The sequence below is a fragment of the Streptomyces sp. A0592 genome, assembly GCF_004795115.1.
Taxonomy (GTDB): Bacteria; Actinomycetota; Actinomycetes; order Streptomycetales; family Streptomycetaceae; genus Streptomyces; species Streptomyces erythrochromogenes.
The window spans coordinates 50,763-71,858 of the sequence record NZ_SSBM01000009.1 but is presented as its reverse complement, the minus strand read 5'-3'; the positions used below and the strand labels follow the sequence as shown (position 1 = coordinate 71,858).

The 21,096-nt window shown below is 70.8% G+C and carries 21 protein-coding genes; 11 read left to right on the top strand and 10 right to left on the bottom strand.

Features of this window, described 5'->3' with window-relative positions; genetic code table 11:
* Window positions 1-48 precede the first annotated feature (48 nt).
* The 3 genes from E6U81_RS15580 to E6U81_RS15570 all read right to left on the bottom strand — a co-directional run bounded on the left by E6U81_RS15580 (window position 49) and on the right by E6U81_RS15570 (window position 3,297).
* Window positions 49-1,053, bottom strand: coding sequence for a ketoacyl-ACP synthase III (locus tag E6U81_RS15580; RefSeq protein WP_031145922.1), 1,005 nt, complete (start codon window positions 1,051-1,053; stop codon window positions 49-51).
* Between the two features lie 19 nt (window positions 1,054-1,072).
* Entirely contained in the window at window positions 1,073-1,990 is a 918-nt protein-coding gene (locus E6U81_RS15575; protein WP_136230678.1) for an ACP S-malonyltransferase, read from the bottom strand.
* A gap of 89 nt (window positions 1,991-2,079) precedes the next feature.
* Window positions 2,080-3,297 carry a helix-turn-helix domain-containing protein gene (locus tag E6U81_RS15570; RefSeq protein WP_031145927.1) on the bottom strand — a complete coding sequence of 406 codons (1,218 nt, stop codon included), beginning with the start codon at window positions 3,295-3,297 and terminating at the stop codon, window positions 2,080-2,082.
* Window positions 3,298-3,389: 92 nt separating this feature from the next.
* On the opposite strand from E6U81_RS15570, the gene E6U81_RS15565 reads away from it, so the two are divergent.
* Entirely contained in the window at window positions 3,390-4,046 is a 657-nt protein-coding gene (locus E6U81_RS15565; RefSeq protein ID WP_136230677.1) for a pirin family protein, read from the top strand.
* Between the two features lie 174 nt (window positions 4,047-4,220).
* Here the strand turns inward: E6U81_RS15565 and E6U81_RS15560 are convergent, their stop codons facing one another.
* Window positions 4,221-5,039 (bottom strand): serine hydrolase domain-containing protein, encoded by an 819-nt coding sequence (locus tag E6U81_RS15560; RefSeq protein WP_136230822.1) that lies wholly within the window; start codon window positions 5,037-5,039, stop codon window positions 4,221-4,223.
* 78 nt (window positions 5,040-5,117) lie between these two features.
* On the opposite strand from E6U81_RS15560, the gene E6U81_RS15555 reads away from it, so the two are divergent.
* Both E6U81_RS15555 and E6U81_RS15550 read left to right on the top strand, forming a co-directional pair.
* Window positions 5,118-5,531 carry a MerR family transcriptional regulator gene (locus tag E6U81_RS15555; RefSeq protein ID WP_136230676.1) on the top strand — a complete coding sequence of 138 codons (414 nt, stop codon included), beginning with the start codon at window positions 5,118-5,120 and terminating at the stop codon, window positions 5,529-5,531.
* Window positions 5,528-6,550: an aldo/keto reductase gene (locus tag E6U81_RS15550; protein ID WP_240803833.1), complete on the top strand. Its 1,023-nt coding sequence runs from the start codon at window positions 5,528-5,530 to the stop codon at window positions 6,548-6,550. Before E6U81_RS15555 ends, E6U81_RS15550 begins: the two co-directional genes overlap by 4 nt.
* 52 nt (window positions 6,551-6,602) lie before the next feature.
* Here the strand turns inward: E6U81_RS15550 and E6U81_RS15545 are convergent, their stop codons facing one another.
* From E6U81_RS15545 to E6U81_RS15535, 3 genes are all read right to left on the bottom strand, one after another.
* Entirely contained in the window at window positions 6,603-7,454 is an 852-nt protein-coding gene (locus E6U81_RS15545; RefSeq protein WP_136230820.1) for a DUF4429 domain-containing protein, read from the bottom strand.
* Between the two features lie 66 nt (window positions 7,455-7,520).
* Window positions 7,521-8,660, bottom strand: coding sequence for an alpha/beta hydrolase (locus tag E6U81_RS15540; RefSeq protein ID WP_136230819.1), 1,140 nt, complete (start codon window positions 8,658-8,660; stop codon window positions 7,521-7,523).
* 238 nt (window positions 8,661-8,898) lie between these two features.
* A complete protein-coding gene (locus E6U81_RS15535; RefSeq protein WP_240803832.1) occupies window positions 8,899-9,555 on the bottom strand; it encodes a TetR family transcriptional regulator in 657 nt (218 codons plus the stop codon).
* Between the two features lie 371 nt (window positions 9,556-9,926).
* Between E6U81_RS15535 and E6U81_RS15530 the strand changes: the two genes are divergently transcribed.
* Window positions 9,927-10,322, top strand: a complete 396-nt coding sequence (locus E6U81_RS15530; RefSeq protein ID WP_136230675.1) for a peptidase inhibitor family I36 protein — start codon at window positions 9,927-9,929, stop codon at window positions 10,320-10,322.
* Here the strand turns inward: E6U81_RS15530 and E6U81_RS15525 are convergent.
* A complete protein-coding gene (locus E6U81_RS15525; RefSeq protein WP_240803831.1) occupies window positions 10,303-11,133 on the bottom strand; it encodes a potassium channel family protein in 831 nt (276 codons plus the stop codon). The genes E6U81_RS15530 and E6U81_RS15525 overlap by 20 nt on opposite strands.
* A gap of 102 nt (window positions 11,134-11,235) precedes the next feature.
* Window positions 11,236-13,968, bottom strand: a complete 2,733-nt coding sequence (gene aceE / locus E6U81_RS15520) for a pyruvate dehydrogenase (acetyl-transferring), homodimeric type (protein ID WP_136230674.1) — start codon at window positions 13,966-13,968, stop codon at window positions 11,236-11,238.
* Window positions 13,969-14,440: 472 nt separating this feature from the next.
* Between aceE and E6U81_RS15515 the strand changes: the two genes are divergently transcribed.
* From E6U81_RS15515 to E6U81_RS15490, 6 genes are all read left to right on the top strand, one after another.
* Entirely contained in the window at window positions 14,441-14,869 is a 429-nt protein-coding gene (locus E6U81_RS15515; RefSeq protein WP_206309940.1) for a DUF3052 domain-containing protein, read from the top strand.
* A 175-nt stretch (window positions 14,870-15,044) separates the two neighbouring features.
* Window positions 15,045-15,503: a peroxiredoxin gene (locus E6U81_RS15510; protein WP_136230672.1), complete on the top strand. Its 459-nt coding sequence runs from the start codon at window positions 15,045-15,047 to the stop codon at window positions 15,501-15,503.
* Between the two features lie 139 nt (window positions 15,504-15,642).
* Window positions 15,643-16,218 (top strand): TerD family protein, encoded by a 576-nt coding sequence (locus E6U81_RS15505; RefSeq protein ID WP_030657021.1) that lies wholly within the window; start codon window positions 15,643-15,645, stop codon window positions 16,216-16,218.
* A gap of 127 nt (window positions 16,219-16,345) precedes the next feature.
* Window positions 16,346-16,921, top strand: a complete 576-nt coding sequence (locus E6U81_RS15500; protein ID WP_136230671.1) for a TerD family protein — start codon at window positions 16,346-16,348, stop codon at window positions 16,919-16,921.
* 33 nt (window positions 16,922-16,954) lie between these two features.
* Window positions 16,955-18,067 (top strand): DUF475 domain-containing protein, encoded by a 1,113-nt coding sequence (locus tag E6U81_RS15495; protein WP_136230670.1) that lies wholly within the window; start codon window positions 16,955-16,957, stop codon window positions 18,065-18,067.
* A 122-nt stretch (window positions 18,068-18,189) separates the two neighbouring features.
* Window positions 18,190-18,930 (top strand): Tellurium resistance, encoded by a 741-nt coding sequence (locus E6U81_RS15490; RefSeq protein ID WP_136230669.1) that lies wholly within the window; start codon window positions 18,190-18,192, stop codon window positions 18,928-18,930.
* A gap of 30 nt (window positions 18,931-18,960) precedes the next feature.
* Here the strand turns inward: E6U81_RS15490 and E6U81_RS15485 are convergent, their stop codons facing one another.
* Window positions 18,961-19,722 (bottom strand): TerD family protein, encoded by a 762-nt coding sequence (locus E6U81_RS15485; protein ID WP_136230668.1) that lies wholly within the window; start codon window positions 19,720-19,722, stop codon window positions 18,961-18,963.
* A 194-nt stretch (window positions 19,723-19,916) separates the two neighbouring features.
* On the opposite strand from E6U81_RS15485, the gene E6U81_RS15480 reads away from it, so the two are divergent.
* A complete protein-coding gene (locus tag E6U81_RS15480) occupies window positions 19,917-21,092 on the top strand; it encodes an HpcH/HpaI aldolase/citrate lyase family protein (protein WP_136230667.1) in 1,176 nt (391 codons plus the stop codon).
* Window positions 21,093-21,096: the final 4 nt, after the last annotated feature.

Genomic DNA, 21,096 nt, shown 5'->3' with positions numbered 1-21,096 from the left:
TCCTTCTCTGGGTAACTGGGTAGAAAGACCGGGATGTGGATCCCGGCCCTAGGGGAGGGTAACGACCGTCGCGGCGTAGACGAGCCCCGCCCCGAAGCCGATGACGAGCGCGGTGTCGCCGCTCTTCGCCGCTCCGGTCGCCAGGAGCCGCTCCATGGCGAGCGGGATCGAGGCGGCCGACGTGTTGCCGGTGGTCTCCACGTCACGGGCGACCGTGACGTGCTCCGGCAGCTTCAGAGTCTTCACCATCGAGTCGATGATCCGCATGTTCGCCTGGTGCGGGATGAAGACGTCCAGGTCTTCCGCGGTGATCCCGGCGGCGTCGAGCGCCTGCTGGGCCACCTTGGCCATCTCGAAGACGGCCCAGCGGAAGACCGCCTGACCCTCCTGCGTGATGGCCGGGAACTTCTCTCCGGCGTCCTTGCCGAGGTACTCGTCCCACGGCACGGTCTGCTTGATCGTGTCGGACTTGTCGCCCTCGGAACCCCACACGGTGGGGCCGATGGCCGGCTCGTCCGAGGGGCCGACGACGACCGCGCCGGCACCGTCGCCGAACAGGAAGGCCGTCGCGCGGTCCTCCAGGTCCGTGAGGTCCGAGAGCCGCTCCACGCCGATGACGAGGACGTACTCCGCGGAACCCTCCACCACCATGCCCTTGGCAAGGGTCAGGCCGTAGCCGAATCCGGCACAGCCGGCGGAGATGTCGAAGGCGGCGGGCTTGACCGCGCCGACCCGGTGCGCGATCTCGGTCGCGACGGCCGGGGTCTGCTTGAAGTGCGAGACCGTGGAGACGATCACCGCACCGATCTGCTCGGGGGCGACACCGGCGTCGGCCAGTGCCTTGCCCGAGGCCTCCACGGACATCGCGGCGACGGTCTCCTGGGGCGAGGCCCAGTGCCGGGTCGCGATGCCGGAGCGGGAGCGGATCCACTCGTCGGAGGAGTCGATGGTCTCGAGGATGACCTCGTTGGGCACCACACGGGTCGGGCGGTAGCCGCCGACACCGAGGATGCGGGCGTAGGGGGAGCCCTTGGCCGGCTTGATCTTGGACATGCTGTGTGGGCTCCTTCTCTCAGGCCGTCAGTTCGGCGACCAGCGCCGCGGCCTTCTCGAGATCGTCCGGGGTCTTCAGCGCCACGCTCGGTACGCCCTTCAGCGCGCGCTTGGCCAGACCCGTCAGGGTGCCGCCGGGGGACAGCTCGATGATCCCCGTGACGCCCAGCTCGGCGAACGTCTCCATGCACAGGTCCCAGCGGACCGGGTTCGCGACCTGGCCGACCAGGCGGGCGACGACGTCGGCGCCCGTGGTGACGACGAGGCCGTCCTTGTTCGAGACGTACTTCAGGGCCGGGTCCGCCGGGGCGAGAGCCTCGGCGGCCTTCGCCAGCTCGGCGACCGCAGGGGCCATGTGGTGCGTGTGGAAGGCGCCCGCGACCTTGAGGGGAACGACCTTCATGGAACCCTCGGGCTTGTCGGCCTGCAGGGCTTCGATCTGCTCCATCGTGCCGGCGGCCACGATCTGGCCCGCGCCGTTGATGTTGGCCGGGGTCAGGCCGAGCTTCTCCAGGTGCGCGACGACGACGGCGGGATCCCCGCCGAGGATCGCGGCCATGCCCGTCTCGGTGACGGCAGCGGCCTCCGCCATGCCCAGCCCGCGGGTCCGGACGAACGACAGCGCGTCCTTCTCGGGCAGCACGCCGGCGATGGCCGCGGCGGTGATCTCACCGACGCTGTGGCCGGCGACGGCGCCGAAGACCGAGGCGGAACCCAGCGCGGAGGCGGACAGCAGACCCGCGGCGACCAGCAGGGGCTGGGCGACCGCGGTGTCGCGGATCTCCTCGGCGTCGGCCGTCGTGCCGTAGCGGGCAAGGTCCAGCTTGATGGCGTCGGACCACTCGGCGACGCGGTCAGCGGCACCGGGGAGGTCGAGCCAGGGAGTCAAGAAGCCGGGCGTCTGAGCGCCTTGGCCGGGAGCGACGAGTACGAGCACCCTCACACTCTCTCTTGTGGATGGTCCCTGCCGCCCGTGGGGACAGGGACCAAGAACCGTCGGGGTAATTGTTGATGTCCCACAAAAGTCTAGGACTGGCCATCGCCGTCGGCCAGACGCCCCAGAATCAGGGCGATCCGCAGCGTGAACGCCGATCGGACATCTGACGGCGACCATCCGGTGACGTCGGTCACACGTCGCAGCCGGTAGCGCACCGTGTTGGGGTGCACGAACAGCATCCGGGCCGCCCCTTCGAGGCTGCTCGCCTGCTCCAGATAGACGCTCAACGTCTCCAGCAGTGCCGACCCCGCCTCCTCTAGCGGTCTGTAGATCTCCTCCACCAGCTGTTCCCTGGCAGCCGGATCGGAGGCGATCGCGCGTTCCGGCAGGAGATCATCCGCCAGGACCGGCCGCGGCGCGTCCTGCCACGCCGTACAGGCCTTCAGTCCGGCCGCCGCGGCCTGCGCCGACTTCGTGGCGTTCAGCAGGTCGGGCACCACCGGGCCGGCCACCACCGGACCCGCCGCGAACGGCCCGATCAGGGACTTCGCCACCTGCATCGGGTTGTCGCTGCCGCCCGCGATGACGACCAGGCGGTCCCCGAGCACACCGGTGAGGACCTGGAGCTTGTGGTGGCGCGCCGCCCGCCGGATGGCCTCGACCGTGAGCTCGCTGTCGCCCTCCGGCGCGGTGCCGAGCACCACGCACACGTGCTCCGGGGAGTTCCAGCCCAGCGCCGCGGCCCGCGACAGCGCGCCCTCGTCGGCCTCGCCGGACAGCACCGCGTTGACGACCAGGGACTCCAGCCGGGCGTCCCACGCCCCGCGGGCCTCCGCGGCCTGCGCGTACACCTGGGCGGTCGCGAAGGCGATCTCCCGGGCGTACACCAGCAGCGCCTCGCGCAGGATCGACTCGTCCCCGGGGGCGGCCACCTCCTCGATCGCGGTCTCCATGACCTCGATCGTGGTGCGGACCATCTCGACGGTCTGACGCAGGGTGATCGCCCTCGTCAGCTCGCGCGGAGCCGTGCCGAAGACGTCGGTGGAGATCGCCTGCGGAGTCTCCGGATGCCGGAACCACTCGGTGAACGCGGCGATACCGGCCTGCGCGACCAGGCCGATCCACGAGCGGTTCTCGGGTGGCATCGCCCGGTACCACGGCAGGGTCTCGTCCATGCGCGCGATCGCGTTGGCGGCGAGCCGGCCGGAGGACTTCTCCAGGCGGCGCAGCGTCGCGGTGTGCGGATGGGCGGGAGCGGGATGCGCGGCGTGTGTGGCGGGCGAATGCTCACGTTCGGGTTGAGGCACGGGACAAGACTGCCTTATCGGGAAGGCTGCGCCGAGTCCGGTCCCGTGTCCGGGCCCGGCTCCGTCCCACGGCTGGGGCTACCGTGGCCCTCATGATTGATGTACGCCGCGGCGCCGACCGGTACGAGGGAGGAGACCCGGCGGCCGGGATCAGCACCCGGCACGCCTTCTCCTTCGGGTCCTTCTACGACCCGGACAACCTGCGCTTCGGTCCCGTCCTGGCCTGCAACGAGGAGACCCTCGCGGCCGGCGCGGGCTTCGACGAGCACCCGCACAGCCACACCGAGATCGTGACCTGGGTGATCGACGGCGAACTCACCCACCAGGACAGCACCGGCGAGACGAGCCTCGTCCGGCCCGGTGACGTGCAGCGGCTCAGCGCCGGATCCGGGGCGCGCCACGTGGAGCGCAACGACGGCGACCGGCCGCTGCGCTTCGTGCAGATGTGGCTCTCGCCGCTCGCCGCGGGCGGCGATCCCTCGTACGAGGTGCGGCGCGGCGTCCCCGACGGCACGCCCTACGAGGTCTCCGCGGCCGGCGCGGCCCTGCACGTACGGCGCCCCGGCGCGGGCGAGCGGGTCGCCGTACCGGCCGCCGAGCGGGTGTACCTGCACGTGGTGCGCGGGGACCTGCGCCTGGACGGGGCCGAGCTGGGCCCGGGGGACTCGGCGCGGATCACCGCCGAGAAGGGACTGGAGATCGTCGCCGGGTCCCCGGGGGAGCTGCTGATCTGGGAGCTGCCCGGCTAGGCCGTGTCCGCTAGGCCGTCTCTTCCGGATCTTGCCGGGCCCGCGCCGCCCGGCACCGCACCCGGCCGCGTTGTCGAGGCGCCCGAGTACGTCCAGTACACGGGCGCCCCTCCGCCTTGCCGGCCACGGCACCGGACGACGCGGGCCCGACCGACAAGATCCGAAAGAGACGACCTAGACCGAGCGGAGTTCGGCCAGGACCGCGTCGGTGAAGGGGGTCCAGGCCTCGACCGCCCACGGGCCGAAGGGCCGATCGGTCAGCGCCACGCAGGCCGCGCGCGCGTCCGGGTCCACCCACAGGAAGGTGCCGGCCTGGCCGAAGTGGCCGAAGGCGCGCGGGGAGGAGGTCAGGCCCGTCCAGTGCGGGGACTTGCCGTCGCGGATCTCCATGCCGAGGCCCCAGTCGTTGGGGGACTGGCTCCCGTACCCCGGCAGGACGCCCTTGAGCCCGGGGTGGACGACCGAGGTGGCCTCGGCGACCGTGCGCACGTCGAGCAGCCGGGGCGCCTGCAGTTCGGCGGCGAAGCGCAGCAGGTCGGAGACGGTGGAGACGCCGTCCTTGGCGGGCGACCCGTCCAGGGTGGTCGACGCCATGCCCAGCGGCTCGAAGACGGCCTGGTGCACGTACTCCGCGAAGGGGATGCCGGTGGCCTTGGCGATGTGGTCGCCGAGCACCTCGAAACCGGCGTTCGAGTACAGCCGGCGGGTACCGGGCGCGGCCATCGCGCGGTGCTCGTCGAACGCCAGGCCGCTGGTGTGCGCGAGCAGGTGACGGACCGTCGACCCCTCGGGCCCGGCCGGCTCGTCCAGCTCGACCGCCCCTTCCTCGTGGGCGACGAGGGCGGCGTACGCGGCCAGCGGCTTGGTGACCGACGCCAGCGCGAAGCGGTGGTCGACGGGTCCGTGCGAGCCGGCGAGGCTCCCGTCGGCGCGTACGACGGCCGCCGCGGCGGTGTCCACGGGCCAGGTCTCGATGATCCGCAGGCTTTCCATGCCGCTCAGGGCCTCCTTGCTGTCCATGCGGCCGAGCCTACTTGCTTGGAGTGCACTCAAGGGATTTAGCGTGGGGCCATGAGCCAGAGCCAGAGCCACAGCCTGAGCCTGACGCAGACGCGGTACACGATCAGCGAGGTGGAGGCCCGGACCGGTCTGAGCCAGCACACCCTGCGCTGGTACGAGCGGATCGGTCTGATGCCGCACGTGGACCGCTCCCACTCGGGCCAGCGCCGCTTCACCGACAAGGACCTCGAATGGCTGGGCTTCGTGGGCAAGCTGCGCGCCACGGGGATGTCGGTGGCCGACATGGTCCGCTACGCCGAGCTGGTCCGCGAGGGCGAACACACCGTCGAGGAACGCCGTGAGCTGCTGGAACGGACGCGGCGCGAGGTGCGGGCGCGGATCGGGGAGCTGACGGACGCACTGGCGGTACTGGATTACAAGATCGACATGTACACGATGAAGACGGTCCGGAGGGGACAGCCGTGACGGAGTACCGCGAGACCCTGGAGCAGGCAGAGCTCGGCAAGGGCGGCCCGGTGGTCGGCATCCAGGGCCTGGGCTGCATGGGCATGAGCGAGTTCTACGGGGACACCGACGAGGCGGCCGCCCGGGAGACCCTGGAGGCGGCGCTGGCCGCCGGGGTGACCCTCTTCGACACGGCGGACGTCTACGGCCGCGGCCGCAACGAGGAGTTCCTGGCCCCGTTCGTGGCCGCGCACCGCGACGAGATCACGCTGGCGACGAAGTTCGCCATAGAGCGCAACGACGACCCCGCGTACCGGGGCATCCGCAACGACCCCGCGTACGTCCGCGCCGCAGTCGAGGGCAGCCTGCGCCGGCTCGGCGTGGATGTCATCGACCTTTATTACATGCACCGGCGCGACCCGGCCGTGCCGCTCGCCGAGTCGGTGGGCGCCATGGCGGAGCTGGTGCGGGAGGGCAAGGTGCGCCACCTCGGGCTGAGCGAGGTCACCGGAGCGGAGCTGCGCGAGGCGTACGCCGTGCACCCGATCGCGGCGCTCCAGTCGGAGTGGTCGCTCTTCAGCCGGGACGTGGAGCGCAGCGCCGTGGCCGCGGCGGCGGAGCTGGACGTGGCCTTCGTCCCGTACTCCCCGCTCGGCCGGGGCTTCCTGACCGGGGCCTTCGCGGACGCGTCCGCGGAGCTGTCGCAGAGCGACTTCCGGCGCCACCAGCCGCGGTTCACCGGCGACAACGCGAGGACCAACGCGGCGCTGCTGGCCCCGGTCCGGGAGATCGCGGCGCAGCGGGGCGCGAGCCCCGCGCAGATCGCCCTCGCCTGGGTGCAGCAGCGTGCGGCGGTGCACGGGCTGACCGTGGTCCCGATCCCGGGCACCCGCCGGGCGGAGCGTTTGCGCGAGAACACCGCGGCCACCCGGATCACCCTGACCGCGGCGGAGCTGGCGCTGCTGGAGCCGATCGCCGCGCAGGTCGCCGGGGACCGCTACCCGGACATGACCTCCACGTCGGCGGCCCGGGAGGGGTAGCCGTCCACGGCAGGACCTGCCCGACCTGCCCGACCCGCACGACCGGCCCGAGCTACCCGGGCTCGGCGGTGAAACGATCCCTCAGGGCGGCGTACTCGCCGTCGGTCAGGAGGCCGGCCGCGTAGAGCTCGCTCAGGTGCCGCAGCCGTTCGTCGCCGGAGCGGCCGCGGGCGGCGGCGACCGGGGTGCGGGTGCGCGTGGCGGCGAGGACGGCCGCGGCGAACGGCAGCGACTCGTGCACCGCCCCGTAGCCCACGCCGAAGACGGCCGTCGCGAGGTCGTGGTCCGGTCGGGGGTCCGCCGGGGTCTGCCGGGGCTCGCGCAGCAGCAGCCGCAGGTGGCCGCCGGTGCCGCCCGGTGAGCGCCACTCGACGCCGGTGAGCTCGGCCAGCGGGTAGCGCTGGTCGCCCGCCTTCCACTTCGTGCCGGTGGCGCCGGTGCGCGACCAGTGGAAGGCGACCGAGGAGCCGTCGAATCCCACCCGCGCGTCGTGCGCCTTCAGCTGGAGCGGCGGCTGCGGTACGTCGACCAGGAAGCGCGGGGCCGGCTCGGCGGCGTCCGGCCCGAGCTGCGCGCGCACGGCGGCGGCGAACGCGGCGGCGGACGTCGCCCGGTCGCCCGGCAGCACCATCCGGTACGGGTCGCACGCCTCCTTCAGCTGCCCGGCGGCGGCCTCCATCAGCGGATCCGCGCCCGGGCGCGGGACGGCACGCAGAACCACCGTGTCCCGCCTTCCGGCGGTCACGGTCACAGCGGACACCGCTTCCAGAGGGATCCGGCGCGAACCCAGCGCTTGCCACAGTCTTGGCGTTCGCATCCCCCGTGCGAAGCGGATGAGCACCGAGTCCGAGTCGAACTCCCAGACGGCATGGTTTCCGGCCAGTACGTCACCCATGCGCCACATCGTAAAGGGAGCCACCCCCGTGCGTCCCCCTCGAAGCGGTGGCCGATTTCCGAGCCTCTACGCGCGTCAGTCCTGCTCTGTCCCGGAAATTCCCCGTCGGCACACGTCGTCGCCGGTCGCGCACACAACGGAACCGAACGCACCGGTTCCGATCTTGGCGAAGTTGGTCATCGAATCCGTACCTGGCGCGAAATAGCCGGTGTGGTTCTTCGCCCTGGCCGAGGACAGCAGTCGCGCGCCGAACTCCGGGGACACCGGATCGGCACCGTGGCCCACGCCCCCGACCTCCAGGTGCGGTACGTCCGCGATCCAGTCGCCCTCGTCGCGCGTCGCCCAGACCCGCGCCGTGGTGTGCAGACCGGCGACGTTCTCCGCCCGCATGCCGGGGCTGCCCGCCACCACCACGTCCGTCACCCGCCGGGGCAGCTCGTGCGCGGCGACCCCGCACACCACCGATCCGTAGCTGTGGCAGAACAGCGCCACGCTCGAGTTCCCGGGCAGGGACACCGTCAGGGCCTTCAGCCGGACGGCGCCGTCGAAGGCCATCCGGCCCGTGGCGGCGTCCATGCCGACCCCGGTGGGGGCGGTGTAGCCGGCCCAGGCGATGACCGCCGTCCGGCTCTTCGGCGCGGCCGTCCGCTCGGCCTCGTACAGGGCCTCGGCCATGCCCACCGGGGAGGTCAGCCGGCGCTGGGTGCGCTCGAAGGTGAGGAGATCGGTGTCCACGCCGGGAACGATCACCGAGACCCGCTCGGCGCCGTCGAGGTCGCCGAAGACCTCGGCCACCCGGCCGCCGGCCGTGGGGTCGAACGCGAGGATCTGCCGGCCGGGTTCGGCGAGCGAGGCGAAGCGGTGGGACCGCCGGGTGGCCTCGGCCCGGTCGGCCGGGGTCAGTGCGACGTCGCGGCTGCGGGCCTCCTCGACCAGGCGGGCCTTTTCCAGGCCGTGTTGGTTGGCCCGGTAGCGCGTGGCGACGGGCGCCCCGTCGAGGTTGCCGACGACGAGCGGGTAGCCGTCGGCGAGACGGGCCCGCTGGGCGCCGTCGAGGCCGGCGAAGAAGCGGGCCACCGTCCGTACCGGGGCGTCCGCGGCCGGCACCGGGCGGCCGTCCAACCGCGCCTTGGACCAGGCGTCGAGGGCGGTGACGCGCAGCGGCGTGCCCCCCTCGGGGCGGTGCACAGCCGTCCAGCCGGTCGTCGCCAGCATGATGAAGACGACCGCCAGCGCGAGCAGGGTGCGCAGGGCGGCCGGGCGCGGGTCGGCGCCTGGAGCGGTGGTGTGGGCGAGGCCGGGCAGATTCACTGGGACCAGCGTAGGAGACCGATTCCGGGCGTGGCGCGCCGGGTGACGGGGTTCACGCCCGACCGTGGGACAACGCGAGCGGCCGGCCGCCGGTCGCCGAGCCCCGGGCGAAAGATCCCAAATGTCGCCTTCTGTGGGCGGCTCAGCCCCAGCGCCCCGCCAGAGCTGGGCCGATGCCGTCGAGGTAAGTGTCCGTCAGCCGGCGGATCGCCTCCACGCTCGTGTCGTCCCCCCGCCCCCAGAGCCGCCCCGTGACCCTCATCACTCCGAAGACCGCGGCGACGGCCACCCGTGGCCGCGGGTCGGCGTCCACGTCCAGGCCCTCGCGGGCGGCGATCAGCCGGGAGATCCGCTCCTCCAGCTCCGTGGAACGCCGTAGGTGCACCGCGAGCAGGGCCGGGGTGGATTCGATCAGCTGGTAGCTGCGCATGTAGAGGTCGACCGGGACCACCTCGCGGAGCGCGCCGTCGACCGTGTCCCACGCGGCGAGCACGGCGCCCCGGAGCGCCTCCAGGGGCCCCTCGGCCGCCGGCCGTGCGTGCAGCTCGCCGACGAAGTGCGACTCCACCAGGTCCTGGACGGCGAAGACGACCTCTTCCTTGTTCGCGAAGTAGCGGAAGAAGGTGCGCTGGGAGACGCCCACCGCCGCGGTGATCTCGTCGACGGTGGTGCGCTCGTACCCCCGGGACACGAAGAGCACGAGCGCGGCGCGCAGGAGCGCGCTGCGGGTGCGCCGCTTCTTGCGTTCGCGCAGTCCGGCCACCGGCGCGGCCGGCGCCGTCCGCTCGTCGATCGCCACCGCCGGGCTCCTTTCTGACGCCGAGTGGGCGGTCAGAGTACCCGTGGCCGACGGCCCGGAGGCCGATTGGCCGAGCCGTGCCGGGCCGTTTGCGAAGGGGCGCCGGACCGGCCCCGGATCACACGTTCGGGTCGTCCGCGCGGGGCGGCCGCAGCCGCACGGGGGCGGGTACGGGCCCGCCGCGAAGGCTCCCGGACGGGTCAACTCCGTACGTGCCGAAGGCCCGCCGGACGGTTCCGCCGAGGCTGTCGCCTATCAGGGTGGACCCGCCCGGCGCCCCTTCCGCCCGAGCGTCACCGCAGGTCAGCGTGGTGTCGGCGGAGCACCGGAAGCGGTCCGGGCGCCCGCCGTCCACAAGGAGTTGACCCGTCATGCGTACGTGTGGAACCACGCGCCTCACCACCGTCCTCGCCGCGACCGCCCTCGCCCTCACCGCCCTGATCCCGACCACCGCCGGCACGGCGCACGCCGCGGGCCCGCCGGGTCTCGGGGCCTGCGCGAGCGGACAGCTGTGCCTGTGGGCGAAACCGGACTTCAAGGGTGCCCGGCAGACCCATGAGCTGAGCACCCTCGACATCAACAGCTGCACCGCCCTGCCCGCCGGCACCAGCGCCCAGTCACTGGTCAACCGCACCGGGCGCCCGGTCACCACCTACCAGTCGGCGGAGTGCGCGGAGACCGGCGAGTTCCAGACCTACCCGGGCGACGGGGTCTGGCTGCCCCAGTCCCCCTACCAGGTAAGGGCCTTCAAGGTGTGGGAGCGGTAGCTTCCCGCTGCGCCGGGGCGCCCGGCCCGGCGGCGGCCGGCTGGGTGGAGGCCGGCGGTGCGGAGACCGGCGGGGCGGCCGGCTCCGCCGCGCCGCCCAGCCGGGCGACCTCGCCGCGCAGCGCCCGTACCTCCGCCTGGAGCTCCCGGATCGCCGCCAGCTGGAGCCGTTCCGCCTGGTCGTCGCGCTCGAAGCGGGAGATGAACCACGCGGCGATGTTGGCGGTCACCACACCGAGCAGGGCGATCCCCGACAGCATCAGCCCGACCGCCAGGACACGGCCGAGACCGGTGGTGGGGGAGTGGTCGCCGTACCCGACCGTCGTCATCGTGGTGAAGGACCACCACACGGCGTCGCCCAGGTTCTTGATGTTCCCGTCGGGGGCGTCCCGCTCCACGCTCAGCACGGCCAGCGAGCCGAACATCAGCAGCCCGACGACCGCCCCGGCCACGTAGGTCGTCAGCTGGATCTGCGGGGCCATCCGGGCCCGCCGGCCCACCAGCATCAAGGTGGCCACGAGCCGCAGCAGCCGCAGCGGCTGCACGAGCGGCAGCACCACGGCCGCCAGGTCCAGCCAGTGGGTCCGCACGAACCGCCCGCGGTCCGCCGAGAGGACCAGGCGCACCAGGTAGTCGGCGGCGAAGGCCCCCCACACGGTCCACTCCACGTAGGTGCAGGCGCCGTGCACCCGCGCGCTCGCGTCCGGAGCGACGATGGGCACGGCGTACGCCACGGCGAAGGCCACGGCGAGGACGAGCAGCGGGGTCTGGCTCCGCCGCTCCCACAGCAGCTGGCGGGAAGGTTCCTTCATGCGGAGCATCGTAGGCAACGCATAAAGAGGGGCGGGCCCCGGCCGAAGCCGGGACCCGCGCCCAGGACCGCGTACGCGGCGTCCACCCGGCCCCGGCAGGGGTCAGGCGTCGCCGCCGGCCGCGCCCGGGTCCGCCGCCGCCACGTCGAGCAGCTGGTACTTGTCGACGGCCTGCTTCAGCAGCGAGCGGTCCACCTTCCCCGCCTTGGCCAGCTCGGTCAGCGTCGCCAGCACCACCGACTGGGCGTCGATGTGGAAGAAGCGCCGGGCCGCACCGCGCGTGTCCGCGAAGCCGAAGCCGTCCGCGCCCAGCGAGGTGTACGCGCCGGGCACCCACCGCGAGATCTGGTCCGGAACGGACCTCATCCAGTCCGAGACCGCCACGAACGGCCCCTCCGCACCCGAGAGCTTCCGCGTCACGTACGGGACGCGCTGCTCCTCCTCCGGGTGGAGCAGGTTGTACTCCTCCACCTCCACGGCCTCGCGCCGCAGCTCGTTCCAGGAGGTCGCCGACCACACGTCCGCCCGGACGTTCCACTCCTCGGCGAGGATGCGCTGGGCCTCCAGCGCCCACGGCACCGCCACGCCGGACGCCATGAGCTGCGCCCCGATGGTCCCCGAGGTGCCCTGCGAGACCCGGTGGATGCCCTTGAGGATGCCGTCAGCGTCGACGCCCTCCGGCTCCGCCGGGTGCTGGATCGGCTCGTTGTAGACCGTCAGGTAGTAGAAGACGTCCTCGGCCTCGGGGCCGTACATCCGGCGCAGACCGTCCTGGACGATGTGCGCGATCTCGTACCCGTAGGCCGGGTCGTACGCCACACAGCCCGGGTTGGTCGAGGCCAGGAGCTGGGAGTGACCGTCCGCGTGCTGCAGGCCCTCACCCGTCAGGGTGGTCCGGCCGGCGGTCGCACCCAGTACGAAACCGCGCGCGAGCTGGTCGGCCATCTGCCAGAACTGGTCACCCGTGCGCTGGAAACCGAACATCGAGTAGAAGACGTAGACCGGGATCAGCGGCTCGCCGTGCGTCGCGTACGCCGAACCCGCGGCGATCAGCGAGGCCGTGCAGCCGGCCTCCGAGATGCCGTCGTGCAGCATCTGGCCCGTCGGGGACTCCTTGTACGCGAGCAGCAGGTCGCGGTCGACCGCCTCGTACTGCTGGCCCAGCGGGTTGTAGATCTTGGCGCTCGGGAAGAAGGCGTCCATACCGAAGGTGCGGTACTCGTCGGGCGCGATCAGCACGAAGCGCTTGCCGATCTCCTTGTCCCGCATCAGGTCCTTCAGGATGCGGACGAAGGCCATCGTGGTGGCGATCGACTGCTGGCCCGAGCCCTTCTTGGCCGCCGCGTAGGTCTTCTCGTCCGGCAGCTGCAGCGGCTTGGCGCGCACCACACGGGTCGGCACGTAGCCGCCGTGCGCGTTGCGCTGGTCGTGCATGTACTGGATCTCGGGCGAATTGCGGCCCGGGTGGTAGTACGGCGGGGCGCCGCTCTCCAGCTGCGCGTCCGTGATCGGGATGTGCAGGCGGTCGCGGAAGCGCTTGAGGTCGTCGACCGTCAGCTTCTTCATCTGGTGCGTGGCGTTGCGGCCCTCGAAGTTCGGGCCGAGCGTCCAGCCCTTCACCGTCTGGGCCAGGATCACCGTCGGCTGGCCCTTGTGCGCCTTGGCCGCCGCGTACGCCGCATAGACCTTCTTGTGGTCGTGACCGCCGCGGCCCAGGTGCTGGATCTGGTAGTCGGTCATGTTCTCGACCATCGCGCGCAGCCGCTGGTCACCGCCGAAGAAGTGCTCACGGATGTACGCGCCCGACTCGGTGGCGTACGTCTGGAACTGCCCGTCGGGGGTGGAGTTCATCTTGTTGACCAGGATGCCGTCGCGGTCCTGGGCCAGCAGCGGGTCCCAGGAGCGGTCCCAGATCAGCTTGATGACGTTCCAGCCGGCGCCCCGGAACTGCGACTCCAGCTCCTGGATGATCTTGCCGTTGCCGCGGACCGGGCCGTCGAGGCGCTGCAGGTTGCAGTTCACGACGAAGGTCAGGTTGTCCAGGCCCTCGCGGGCGGCGATCGACAGCTGGCCGAGCGACTCCGGCTCGTCCATCTCGCCGTCGCCGAGATACGCCCAAACGTGGGACTTGGAGGTGTCCGCGATCCCGCGCGCCTCCATGTACCGGTTCATCCGGGCCTGGTAGATCGCCCCCAGCGGGCCGAGGCCCATCGAGACGGTCGGGAACTCCCAGAAGTCCGGCATCAGCCGCGGGTGCGGGTAGCTGGAGAGGCCGTACGGCGCCTTCGACTTCTCCTGGCGGAACGCGTCGAGCTGCTGCTCGGTGAGCCGGTCCAGGAGGTAGGCGCGGGCGTAGATACCGGGGGAGGCGTGGCCCTGGAAGAAGATCTGGTCGCCGCCGTCGCCCTCGTCCTTGCCCCGGAAGAAGTGGTTGAAGCCCACGTCGTAGAGGGATGCGGAGGAGGCGAACGTGGCGATGTGGCCGCCGACGCCGATCCCGGGACGCTGGGCGCGCGAGACCATGACGGCCGCGTTCCACCGGGTGGCGTTCAGGACCTTGCGCTCGATCTCCTCGTTGCCGGGGAAGAACGGCTCGTCCTTGGTGGCGATCGTGTTGACGTAGTCCGTGCTGCGCATCTCGGGCACGGCCACGCGCTTCTCGCGCGCCCGCTCGATCAGCCGCAGCATGAGGTAGCGGGCCCGCTCACGGCCCCGCTCGTCGACCGCTGCGTCCAGGGAGTCGAGCCACTCCTGCGTCTCCTCCGGATCGAAGTCCGGGACCTGACTCGGCAGGCCGCCAATGATGATCGGATTGCGATCGGATGCGGAAGCCACGCTGTTCCTTCGCTGTCGGGGGCGTCGTACTGAGGCCGTAACTGGGGGGCGCCGCCTCCCATGGTCTTACGCTCGGCCGTAATCGTCATCCGTACCACTGGGTAATCCCTGCGATCGGCGGGGAGACCCGGCAAGGTGCGGAAGGGGTCCGGTCCGCGGTGCGGGGTGGCGGGTGCGACCAAATCGCAACCTTACGCCCAGGCCGGTCACCGGCCCCGGGAGGCCGTTCGTCCCTCAAACAGGTAGGAAAGTCCTCATGCGATGCGAATGAGCTGGAATGGTGTGGGATGAATCACCAGAGGTGCACACGGGCACGCTGAAAGTTGCGGCGAGACGGCCGTAATCGTCACCGTTTCGACGGTCTCGGCGGCCGGGTACTTGCGCGATCCGCCGCGCCCGTGTGGACTACGCCCAATGCTGCGCGTACGCGCGCCGCCGAAGACATTCACCGAACATGAGCAGGAGGCACCCCGTGAGCGCGACCGCGGACCACGCGGAGAGCCTGGCCGCCCGGCTGGGTTTCCAGTCCGAACAGGTGGTCCAGGAGATCGGCTACGACGACGACGTCGATCAGCAATTCCGTGACCTCGTCGAGGAACTCGTCGGCGAACTCGTCGACGAGGAGTACGACGATGTCGCCGACGCGGTTCTGCTGTGGTTCCGCGAGGACGACGGCGATCTGACGGACGCGCTGGTCGATGCCACCGAGCTGGTCGAGGACGGCGCACTGATCCTGCTGCTGACCCCCAAGACGGGCCGTGACGGCTACGTCGAGGCCAGCGACATCAGCGAGGCCGCCGAGACCGCCGGCCTCTCGCAGACCAGGAGCGTCAGCGTCGGCAAGGAATGGGCCGCCACCAAGCTGGTGACGCCCAAGACCGCCGCCAAGTCCAAGCGCTGAGCCGCGCCCGCTGCCGAGCGGACACGCTTCCACACCCCGCCGACCAGGTGACCCCGGTCGGCGGGGTGTGTGCGTTCCGTGCGTTTCACGGACCCGGGTACGCCCGGTCAGGATCTAGGCTGTGACTCACCCGAACAGCCCAACGCGGGGATGCGGGAACGAAGGGATGCGAGAGATGGCGATCGAGGTCGGCGACAAGGCCCCGGACTTCGAGCTCAAGGACAACCACGGCGCCACCGTGCGGCTCTCCGACTTCCGGGGGGAGAAGGCCGTGGTGCTGCTCTTCTACCCGTTCGCGTTCACCGGTGTCTGCACCGGCGAGCTGTGCGAGCTGCGCGACCGGCTCCCGCGCTTCCAGAACGACGACGTCCAGCTCCTCGCCGTCTCCAACGACTCCGTGCCGACCCTGCGGGTCTTCGGCGAGCAGGAGGGCCTGGAGTACCCGCTGCTGTCGGACTTCTGGCCGCACGGCGAGACCTCGCGCGCCTACGGCGTCTTCGACGAGGGCAAGGGCTGCGCGGTCCGCGGCACCTTCATCATCGACAAGGACGGCATCGTGCGCTGGACTGTCGTCAACGGACTGCCCGACGCGCGTGACCTGAACGAGTACATCAAGGCGCTCGACAGCCTCTGAGGGCCTCTGCACGGTCCGATACGTGCAGTTCCCTGCGAAAACCGTTTACAGGCGGGAACCCGTCACTAGGATCGAAACGTTGATCCGGTAGCAACCGCACGACGGGGCACCGCCCCACACAGAACCCAATGGAGGACCCGTGGGAGTCAGCCTCAGCAAGGGCGGCAACGTCTCGCTGACCAAGGCCGCACCGAACCTGACGGCGGTCATCGTCGGTCTGGGCTGGGACGCTCGCACCACCACCGGTGTCGACTTCGACCTCGACGCCAGCGCGATCCTGACCAACGACCAGGGCAAGGTCGCCAGCGACGCGAACTTCGTCTTCTTCAACAACCTCAAGAGCCCCGACGGCTCGGTCGAGCACACCGGTGACAACACCACCGGTGAGGGCGAGGGCGACGACGAGGCGATCAAGGTCAACCTCGCCGGCGTCCCGGGCGACGTCGCCAAGATCGTCTTCCCGGTCTCGATCTACGAGGCCGAGACCCGCCAGCAGAGCTTCGGCCAGGTCCGCAACGCCTACATCCGCGTGGTGAACCAGGCCGACAACACCGAGCTCGCCCGCTACGACCTCTCCGAGGACGCCTCGACCGAGACCGCCATGGTCTTCGGCGAGCTCTACCGCAACGGCGCGGAGTGGAAGTTCCGCGCCATCGGCCAGGGCTACGCCTCCGGCCTGCGCGGCATCGCGCAGGACTTCGGCGTCAACGTCTGAGTCCGAGAGCAGTTCGTCCGTCCGGCGCCGTGCACTGTGTGTACGGCGCCGGACGCGCTTCACCCGCACCACCGCACCACTGCTCCGCCGTCACATCGCCACACCGTCGTCCGGGGAGGACCACAACATGGGCGTCACACTCGCCAAGGGGGGCAATGTCTCCCTGTCCAAGGCCGCACCGAACCTCACCAGGGTTCTGATCGGCCTCGGATGGGACGCGCGCTCGACCACGGGAGCCGACTTCGACCTCGACGCCAGCGCGCTGCTGTGCAACAGCGGCCGGGTGCTGGGGGACGAGTACTTCGTCTTCTACAACAACCTGAAGAGCCCCGAGGGCTCCGTCGAACACACGGGGGACAACCTCACGGGCGAGGGCGACGGCGACGACGAGTCGATCATCATCGACCTCACCAAGGTGCCGGCGAATGTGGACAAGATCGTCTTCCCGGTCTCGATCCACGAGGCGGACACCCGCCGGCAGAGCTTCGGCCAGGTCAGCAACGCCTTCATCCGCGTGGTCAACCAGGCCGACGGCCAGGAACTGGCCCGCTACGACCTTTCCGAGGACGCTTCCAGCGAGACCGCGATGATCTTCGGCGAGGTCTACCGGTACGGCGGCGAATGGAAGTTCCGGGCGGTGGGGCAGGGGTACGCGTCGGGGCTCCGGGGCATCGCTCTAGACTTCGGGGTCAACGTTTCGTAAAGCCGTACAAGACGCATGGGGTGCCAGGTGCCAGTGGTTCTGAAAACCTTCGGCTGGTCGTTCGCCATCACGGCGCTCGGCCTCGCCTTTGCCGCGTGGCAGTGGGGGTGGGAGGCGTTCGGGGTCGTACTGATCCTGTCGATCCTCGAAATCTCGCTGTCCTTCGACAACGCGGTCGTCAATGCCGGAATCCTGAAGAAGATGAATGCCTTCTGGCAGAAGATCTTCCTCACCGTCGGCATCCTGATCGCCGTCTTCGGTATGCGGCTGGTCTTCCCGGTGGCGATCGTCGCCATCAGTGCGAAGGTCGGCCCCATCGAGGCGATCGAGCTGGCCCTGGACCAGCCCGAGCAGTACGAGGCCCTGGTCACCGACGCCCACCCGGCCATCGCCGCGTTCGGCGGAATGTTCCTGCTGATGATCTTCCTCGACTTCATCTTCGAGGAGCGCGACCACAAGTGGCTCGCCTGGCTGGAGCGTCCGCTGGCCAAGCTCGGCAAGGTCGACATGCTCTCGGTCTGCATCGCCCTGATCGCGCTGCTGGTCTCGGCGATGACGTTCGCCGTCAACGCCCACACCAGCACCGGCCACGCGGACAAGTCCGCCACCGTGCTGCTCGCCGGCGTCGCCGGCCTGATCACCTACCTGATCGTCGGCGGCCTGTCCTCGTACTTCGAGGACAAGCTGGAGGAGGAAGAGGAGCGCGAGCACGAGGAGGAGGAGAAGGCCAAGGCCGCGGGCAAGCCCGTCTCCGCCGTCGGCCTCGCCGGCAAGGCCGCGTTCTTCCTCTTCCTCTACCTCGAGGTCCTCGACGCCTCGTTCTCCTTCGACGGGGTCATCGGCGCCTTCGCCATCACCAACCACATCTTCTGGATGGCGCTCGGCCTCGGTATCGGAGCCATGTACGTCCGTTCGCTCACGGTCTACCTGGTCCGCCAGGGCACCCTGGACGACTACGTCTACCTGGAGCACGGCGCGCACTACGCGATCGGCGCGCTCGCCGTCATCCTGCTGGTCACCATCCAGCACGAGATCAGCGAGATCATCACCGGCCTCATCGGCGTGGTGCTGATCGCCGCCTCGTTCTGGTCCTCGGTGCGCCGCAACAAGCGCCTGGAACTGGAGGGTTCCACCGCCGAGGCATGACCGCGGCGTTAATGCGGAACGCTCCATTGCGGGGCGGTCCGCCGGGTTCACGGACCCGGCGGGCCGCCCCGTTTTCCGTAGGCTTCGCGGGGACCAGGGGATCAGGACCAGGGGGGTAGGGGATGGGCTTCTTCGACGGCATCTTGGGCAGCCGGGCGGTGCAGTTCCAGTCGGGCAGTGCCTCGTCGAACGCGATCGAGCTGACCAAGCGGCATGCGACGGTGTCGCTCAGCAGGCAGGGCGCCGTCCACGGCAACCTGCGCGTCAACCTGTCCTGGCGCATGCGCACCTCGGACATCGGCGGCCGGTCCGGCCAGAGCGGCCAGCTCTTCCGCCACCCGTTCAAGCTGTTCAAGCCGGACATGGTGCAGGCGCACACCCAGGGCATGGTCAACGTCGACCTCGACATGGGCTGCCTGTACGAGCTGACCGACGGCACCCGCGGCGCCGTCCAGCCGCTGGGCAATCTGCTGGGCGACCTCAACGACCCGCCGTACGTCAAGCTCAGCGGCGACGACCGGTTCGGATCGGGTTCCGGGGAGACCCTCTACATCAACCTCGACCACGCCGACGAGATCAAGCGGCTGCTGGTCTTCGTCTACATCTACGACCAGACCCCGGCCTTCGACCGCACGCACGCCATGGTCACCCTCTACCCCGTGACGGGCCCGAGGATCGAGATCCCGCTGGACGAGCGGCACCCGCAGGCCCGCTCCTGCGCCGTCGTCTCCCTGGAGAAGGTCAAGGGCGAGCTGGTCGTCAAGCGCGAGGTGAAGTTCGTGTACGGGTTCCAGTCCGAGCTGGACCGGCTGTACGGCTGGGGGCTCCAGTGGGGGCGGGGCTACAAGAGCACCAAGAGGTGACCGCGGAGCCCGACCGGAGCCCCCGGGCCCTCAGCGTCGGATGAACTGAGGGCCCTGCGCCGGCAGCCGGAAGGACGGGTCGCCGCCCGGACCCGGCACCGGGGCCGGGGACACCGGCTGCGGGTACCCGTAGGCGGGCTGGGAGGCCGGCGGAGCCTGCGTCGGCGGGGTCATCAGGGCGGTCTGCTCCGAGGCCGGCCCCGCTGCGGAGGCCGCCGCGCCCGCGACGGCGTCGGGGTCGGCCGCGTTCTCGTCGACCGAGATCCCGTGGTCGGTCGCCAGGCCCACCAGGCCGTCGGAGTAGCCCTCGCCGAGCGCCCGGAACTTCCACCCGTCGCCCCGGCGGTACAGCTCCCCGCAGATCAGCGCCGTCTCCGCGCCGGTCTCTGGCCGTACGTCGAAGTAGGCCAGCGGCTCGGAGCCACCGGTCGCGGTGGCGTCGTAGAGCAGGATCCGCAGGTCGCGGACCCGCTCGAAGGGGACGTCCTCGGCCGAGGCGACCACCAGGATCCGGTCCACGCTCGGGGTCACCGTGCGCAGGTCCGCCTGGACGGCATCGGTGATCGCGTCGCCGATCTGCTTCTTGCCGAGGCGCCAGACAGCGCCCGAGGGGTGCCGGGGCTGGTTGTAGAAAACGAAGTCCTCGTCCGAACGCACCCGGCCGTCCGGGCCCACCAGCAGCGCCGAAGCGTCCACGTCCGGCACCTCGGGGCCGCCGGTCCAGCGCAGCACCGCCCGGACCGCCACGGGGGCCACCGGGATGTTCGAGCCCTTCTGCATCGCGTGCGTCATGCACGTCATCCTGCCCTCCCGGGGTGGAGCGGGACAATGCGGCCCCCCGTAGGGCCTTGTACCGATCGCGAGAGCTGGGCATGGTGCAAGAGGGTTACCTGAACTTCATGTGCTTGAGGAACTCTTGACTCACGTTCGTACGTACTATTACCGGCCATGCCAGTTGGGCCGCCGAGGCAGTACGGGGGAAGCACATGCGTCACTTTGGGCACGTATCGCCCACGGTCCGTAAGGACCTCTTCCACCAGGAACCGGCGGAATTCACCGGCGCCTCGCCCGCACGCGTCCTCGCGGCGGCCCTCGGTGCCACCCTCTACAGCCCCGCCACGCGCCCCGCGCTGGCCGCGGACATCCGCAAACAGGCCGGTCGCGGAGTCGTCTCCATGGTTCTCTGCCTGGAGGATTCCATCAGCGACGCCGATGTCGTGGGAGCCGAGGAGAACCTCGTCCGGCAGTTCGCCGACCTCGACGGCGAGGCCGCGGACACCGCCGAGCTCCCGCTGCTCTTCATCCGCGTCCGCACGCCCGAGCAGATTCCGGACCTGGCGCGGCGCCTGGGCCGCTCGGTGCGGCACCTGGCCGGATTCGTACTCCCCAAGTTCGACGAGCGGCGCGGAATCCCCTTCCTCGAAGCCGTCGCCGCCGCGGAGGCCGCGAGCGGACGGGACAGGCTGTATGCCATGCCCGTCCTGGAGACCCCGGAGCTCCTCCACCTCGAAACCCGGGTCGAAGCCCTCGCCGGCATCTCCCGCACGGTCAACAGCCACCGCGAGCGGGTCCTGGCGCTGCGCCTCGGCGTGACCGACTTCTGCTCCGCCTACGGGCTGCGCCGCACCCCCGACATGACCGCCTACGACGTCAAGATCGTCGCCGGGGTCATCGCGGACGTCGTCAACGTCCTGAGCAGGGCGGACGGCACCGGCTTCACCGTGACCGGCCCGGTCTGGGAGTACTTCCGCAGCCAGCAGCGCCTCTTCAAGCCGCAGCTGCGCCGCAGCCCCTTCCTGGAGGAGGGCGTCGAGGAACTGCGCACCGCGCTGATCGAGCACGACCTGGACGGTCTCCTGCGCGAGATCGAACTCGACCGGGCCAACGGGCTGCTCGGCAAGACCTGCATCCACCCCGCCCACGTCACGCCCGTGCACGCCCTGTCGGTGGTCTCCCACGAGGAGTTCTGCGACGCCCAGGACATCCTGCGGCCCGAGCGCGGCGGCGGCGGAGTGATGCGTTCTGCTTATACGAACAAAATGAATGAAGTGAAGCCCCACCGGGCCTGGGCCGAGCGCACCATGCTGCGCGCCGAGGTCTTCGGCGTGGCGAACGAGCAGGTCGGCTTCGTCGACCTGCTCACGGCCGGGCTCCAGGTGTGAGCGG

Coding starts and splice junctions, on each gene's coding strand:
- E6U81_RS15580 (WP_031145922.1), bottom strand. CDS start 1,053: ATGTCCAAGATCAAGCCGGCCAAGGGCTCCCCCTACGCCCGCATCCTC.
- E6U81_RS15565 (WP_136230677.1), top strand. CDS start 3,390: ATGATTGATGTACGCCGCGGCGCCGACCGGTACGAGGGAGGAGACCCG.
- E6U81_RS15560 (WP_136230822.1), bottom strand. CDS start 5,039: ATGGAAAGCCTGCGGATCATCGAGACCTGGCCCGTGGACACCGCCGCG.
- E6U81_RS15555 (WP_136230676.1), top strand. CDS start 5,118: ATGAGCCAGAGCCAGAGCCACAGCCTGAGCCTGACGCAGACGCGGTAC.
- E6U81_RS15545 (WP_136230820.1), bottom strand. CDS start 7,454: ATGTGGCGCATGGGTGACGTACTGGCCGGAAACCATGCCGTCTGGGAG.
- E6U81_RS15540 (WP_136230819.1), bottom strand. CDS start 8,660: ATGCTGGCGACGACCGGCTGGACGGCTGTGCACCGCCCCGAGGGGGGC.
- E6U81_RS15530 (WP_136230675.1), top strand. CDS start 9,927: ATGCGTACGTGTGGAACCACGCGCCTCACCACCGTCCTCGCCGCGACC.
- E6U81_RS15525 (WP_240803831.1), bottom strand. CDS start 11,133: ATGAAGGAACCTTCCCGCCAGCTGCTGTGGGAGCGGCGGAGCCAGACC.
- E6U81_RS15510 (WP_136230672.1), top strand. CDS start 15,045: ATGGCGATCGAGGTCGGCGACAAGGCCCCGGACTTCGAGCTCAAGGAC.
- E6U81_RS15500 (WP_136230671.1), top strand. CDS start 16,346: ATGGGCGTCACACTCGCCAAGGGGGGCAATGTCTCCCTGTCCAAGGCC.
- E6U81_RS15490 (WP_136230669.1), top strand. CDS start 18,190: ATGGGCTTCTTCGACGGCATCTTGGGCAGCCGGGCGGTGCAGTTCCAG.
- E6U81_RS15485 (WP_136230668.1), bottom strand. CDS start 19,722: ATGACGCACGCGATGCAGAAGGGCTCGAACATCCCGGTGGCCCCCGTG.
- E6U81_RS15480 (WP_136230667.1), top strand. CDS start 19,917: ATGCGTCACTTTGGGCACGTATCGCCCACGGTCCGTAAGGACCTCTTC.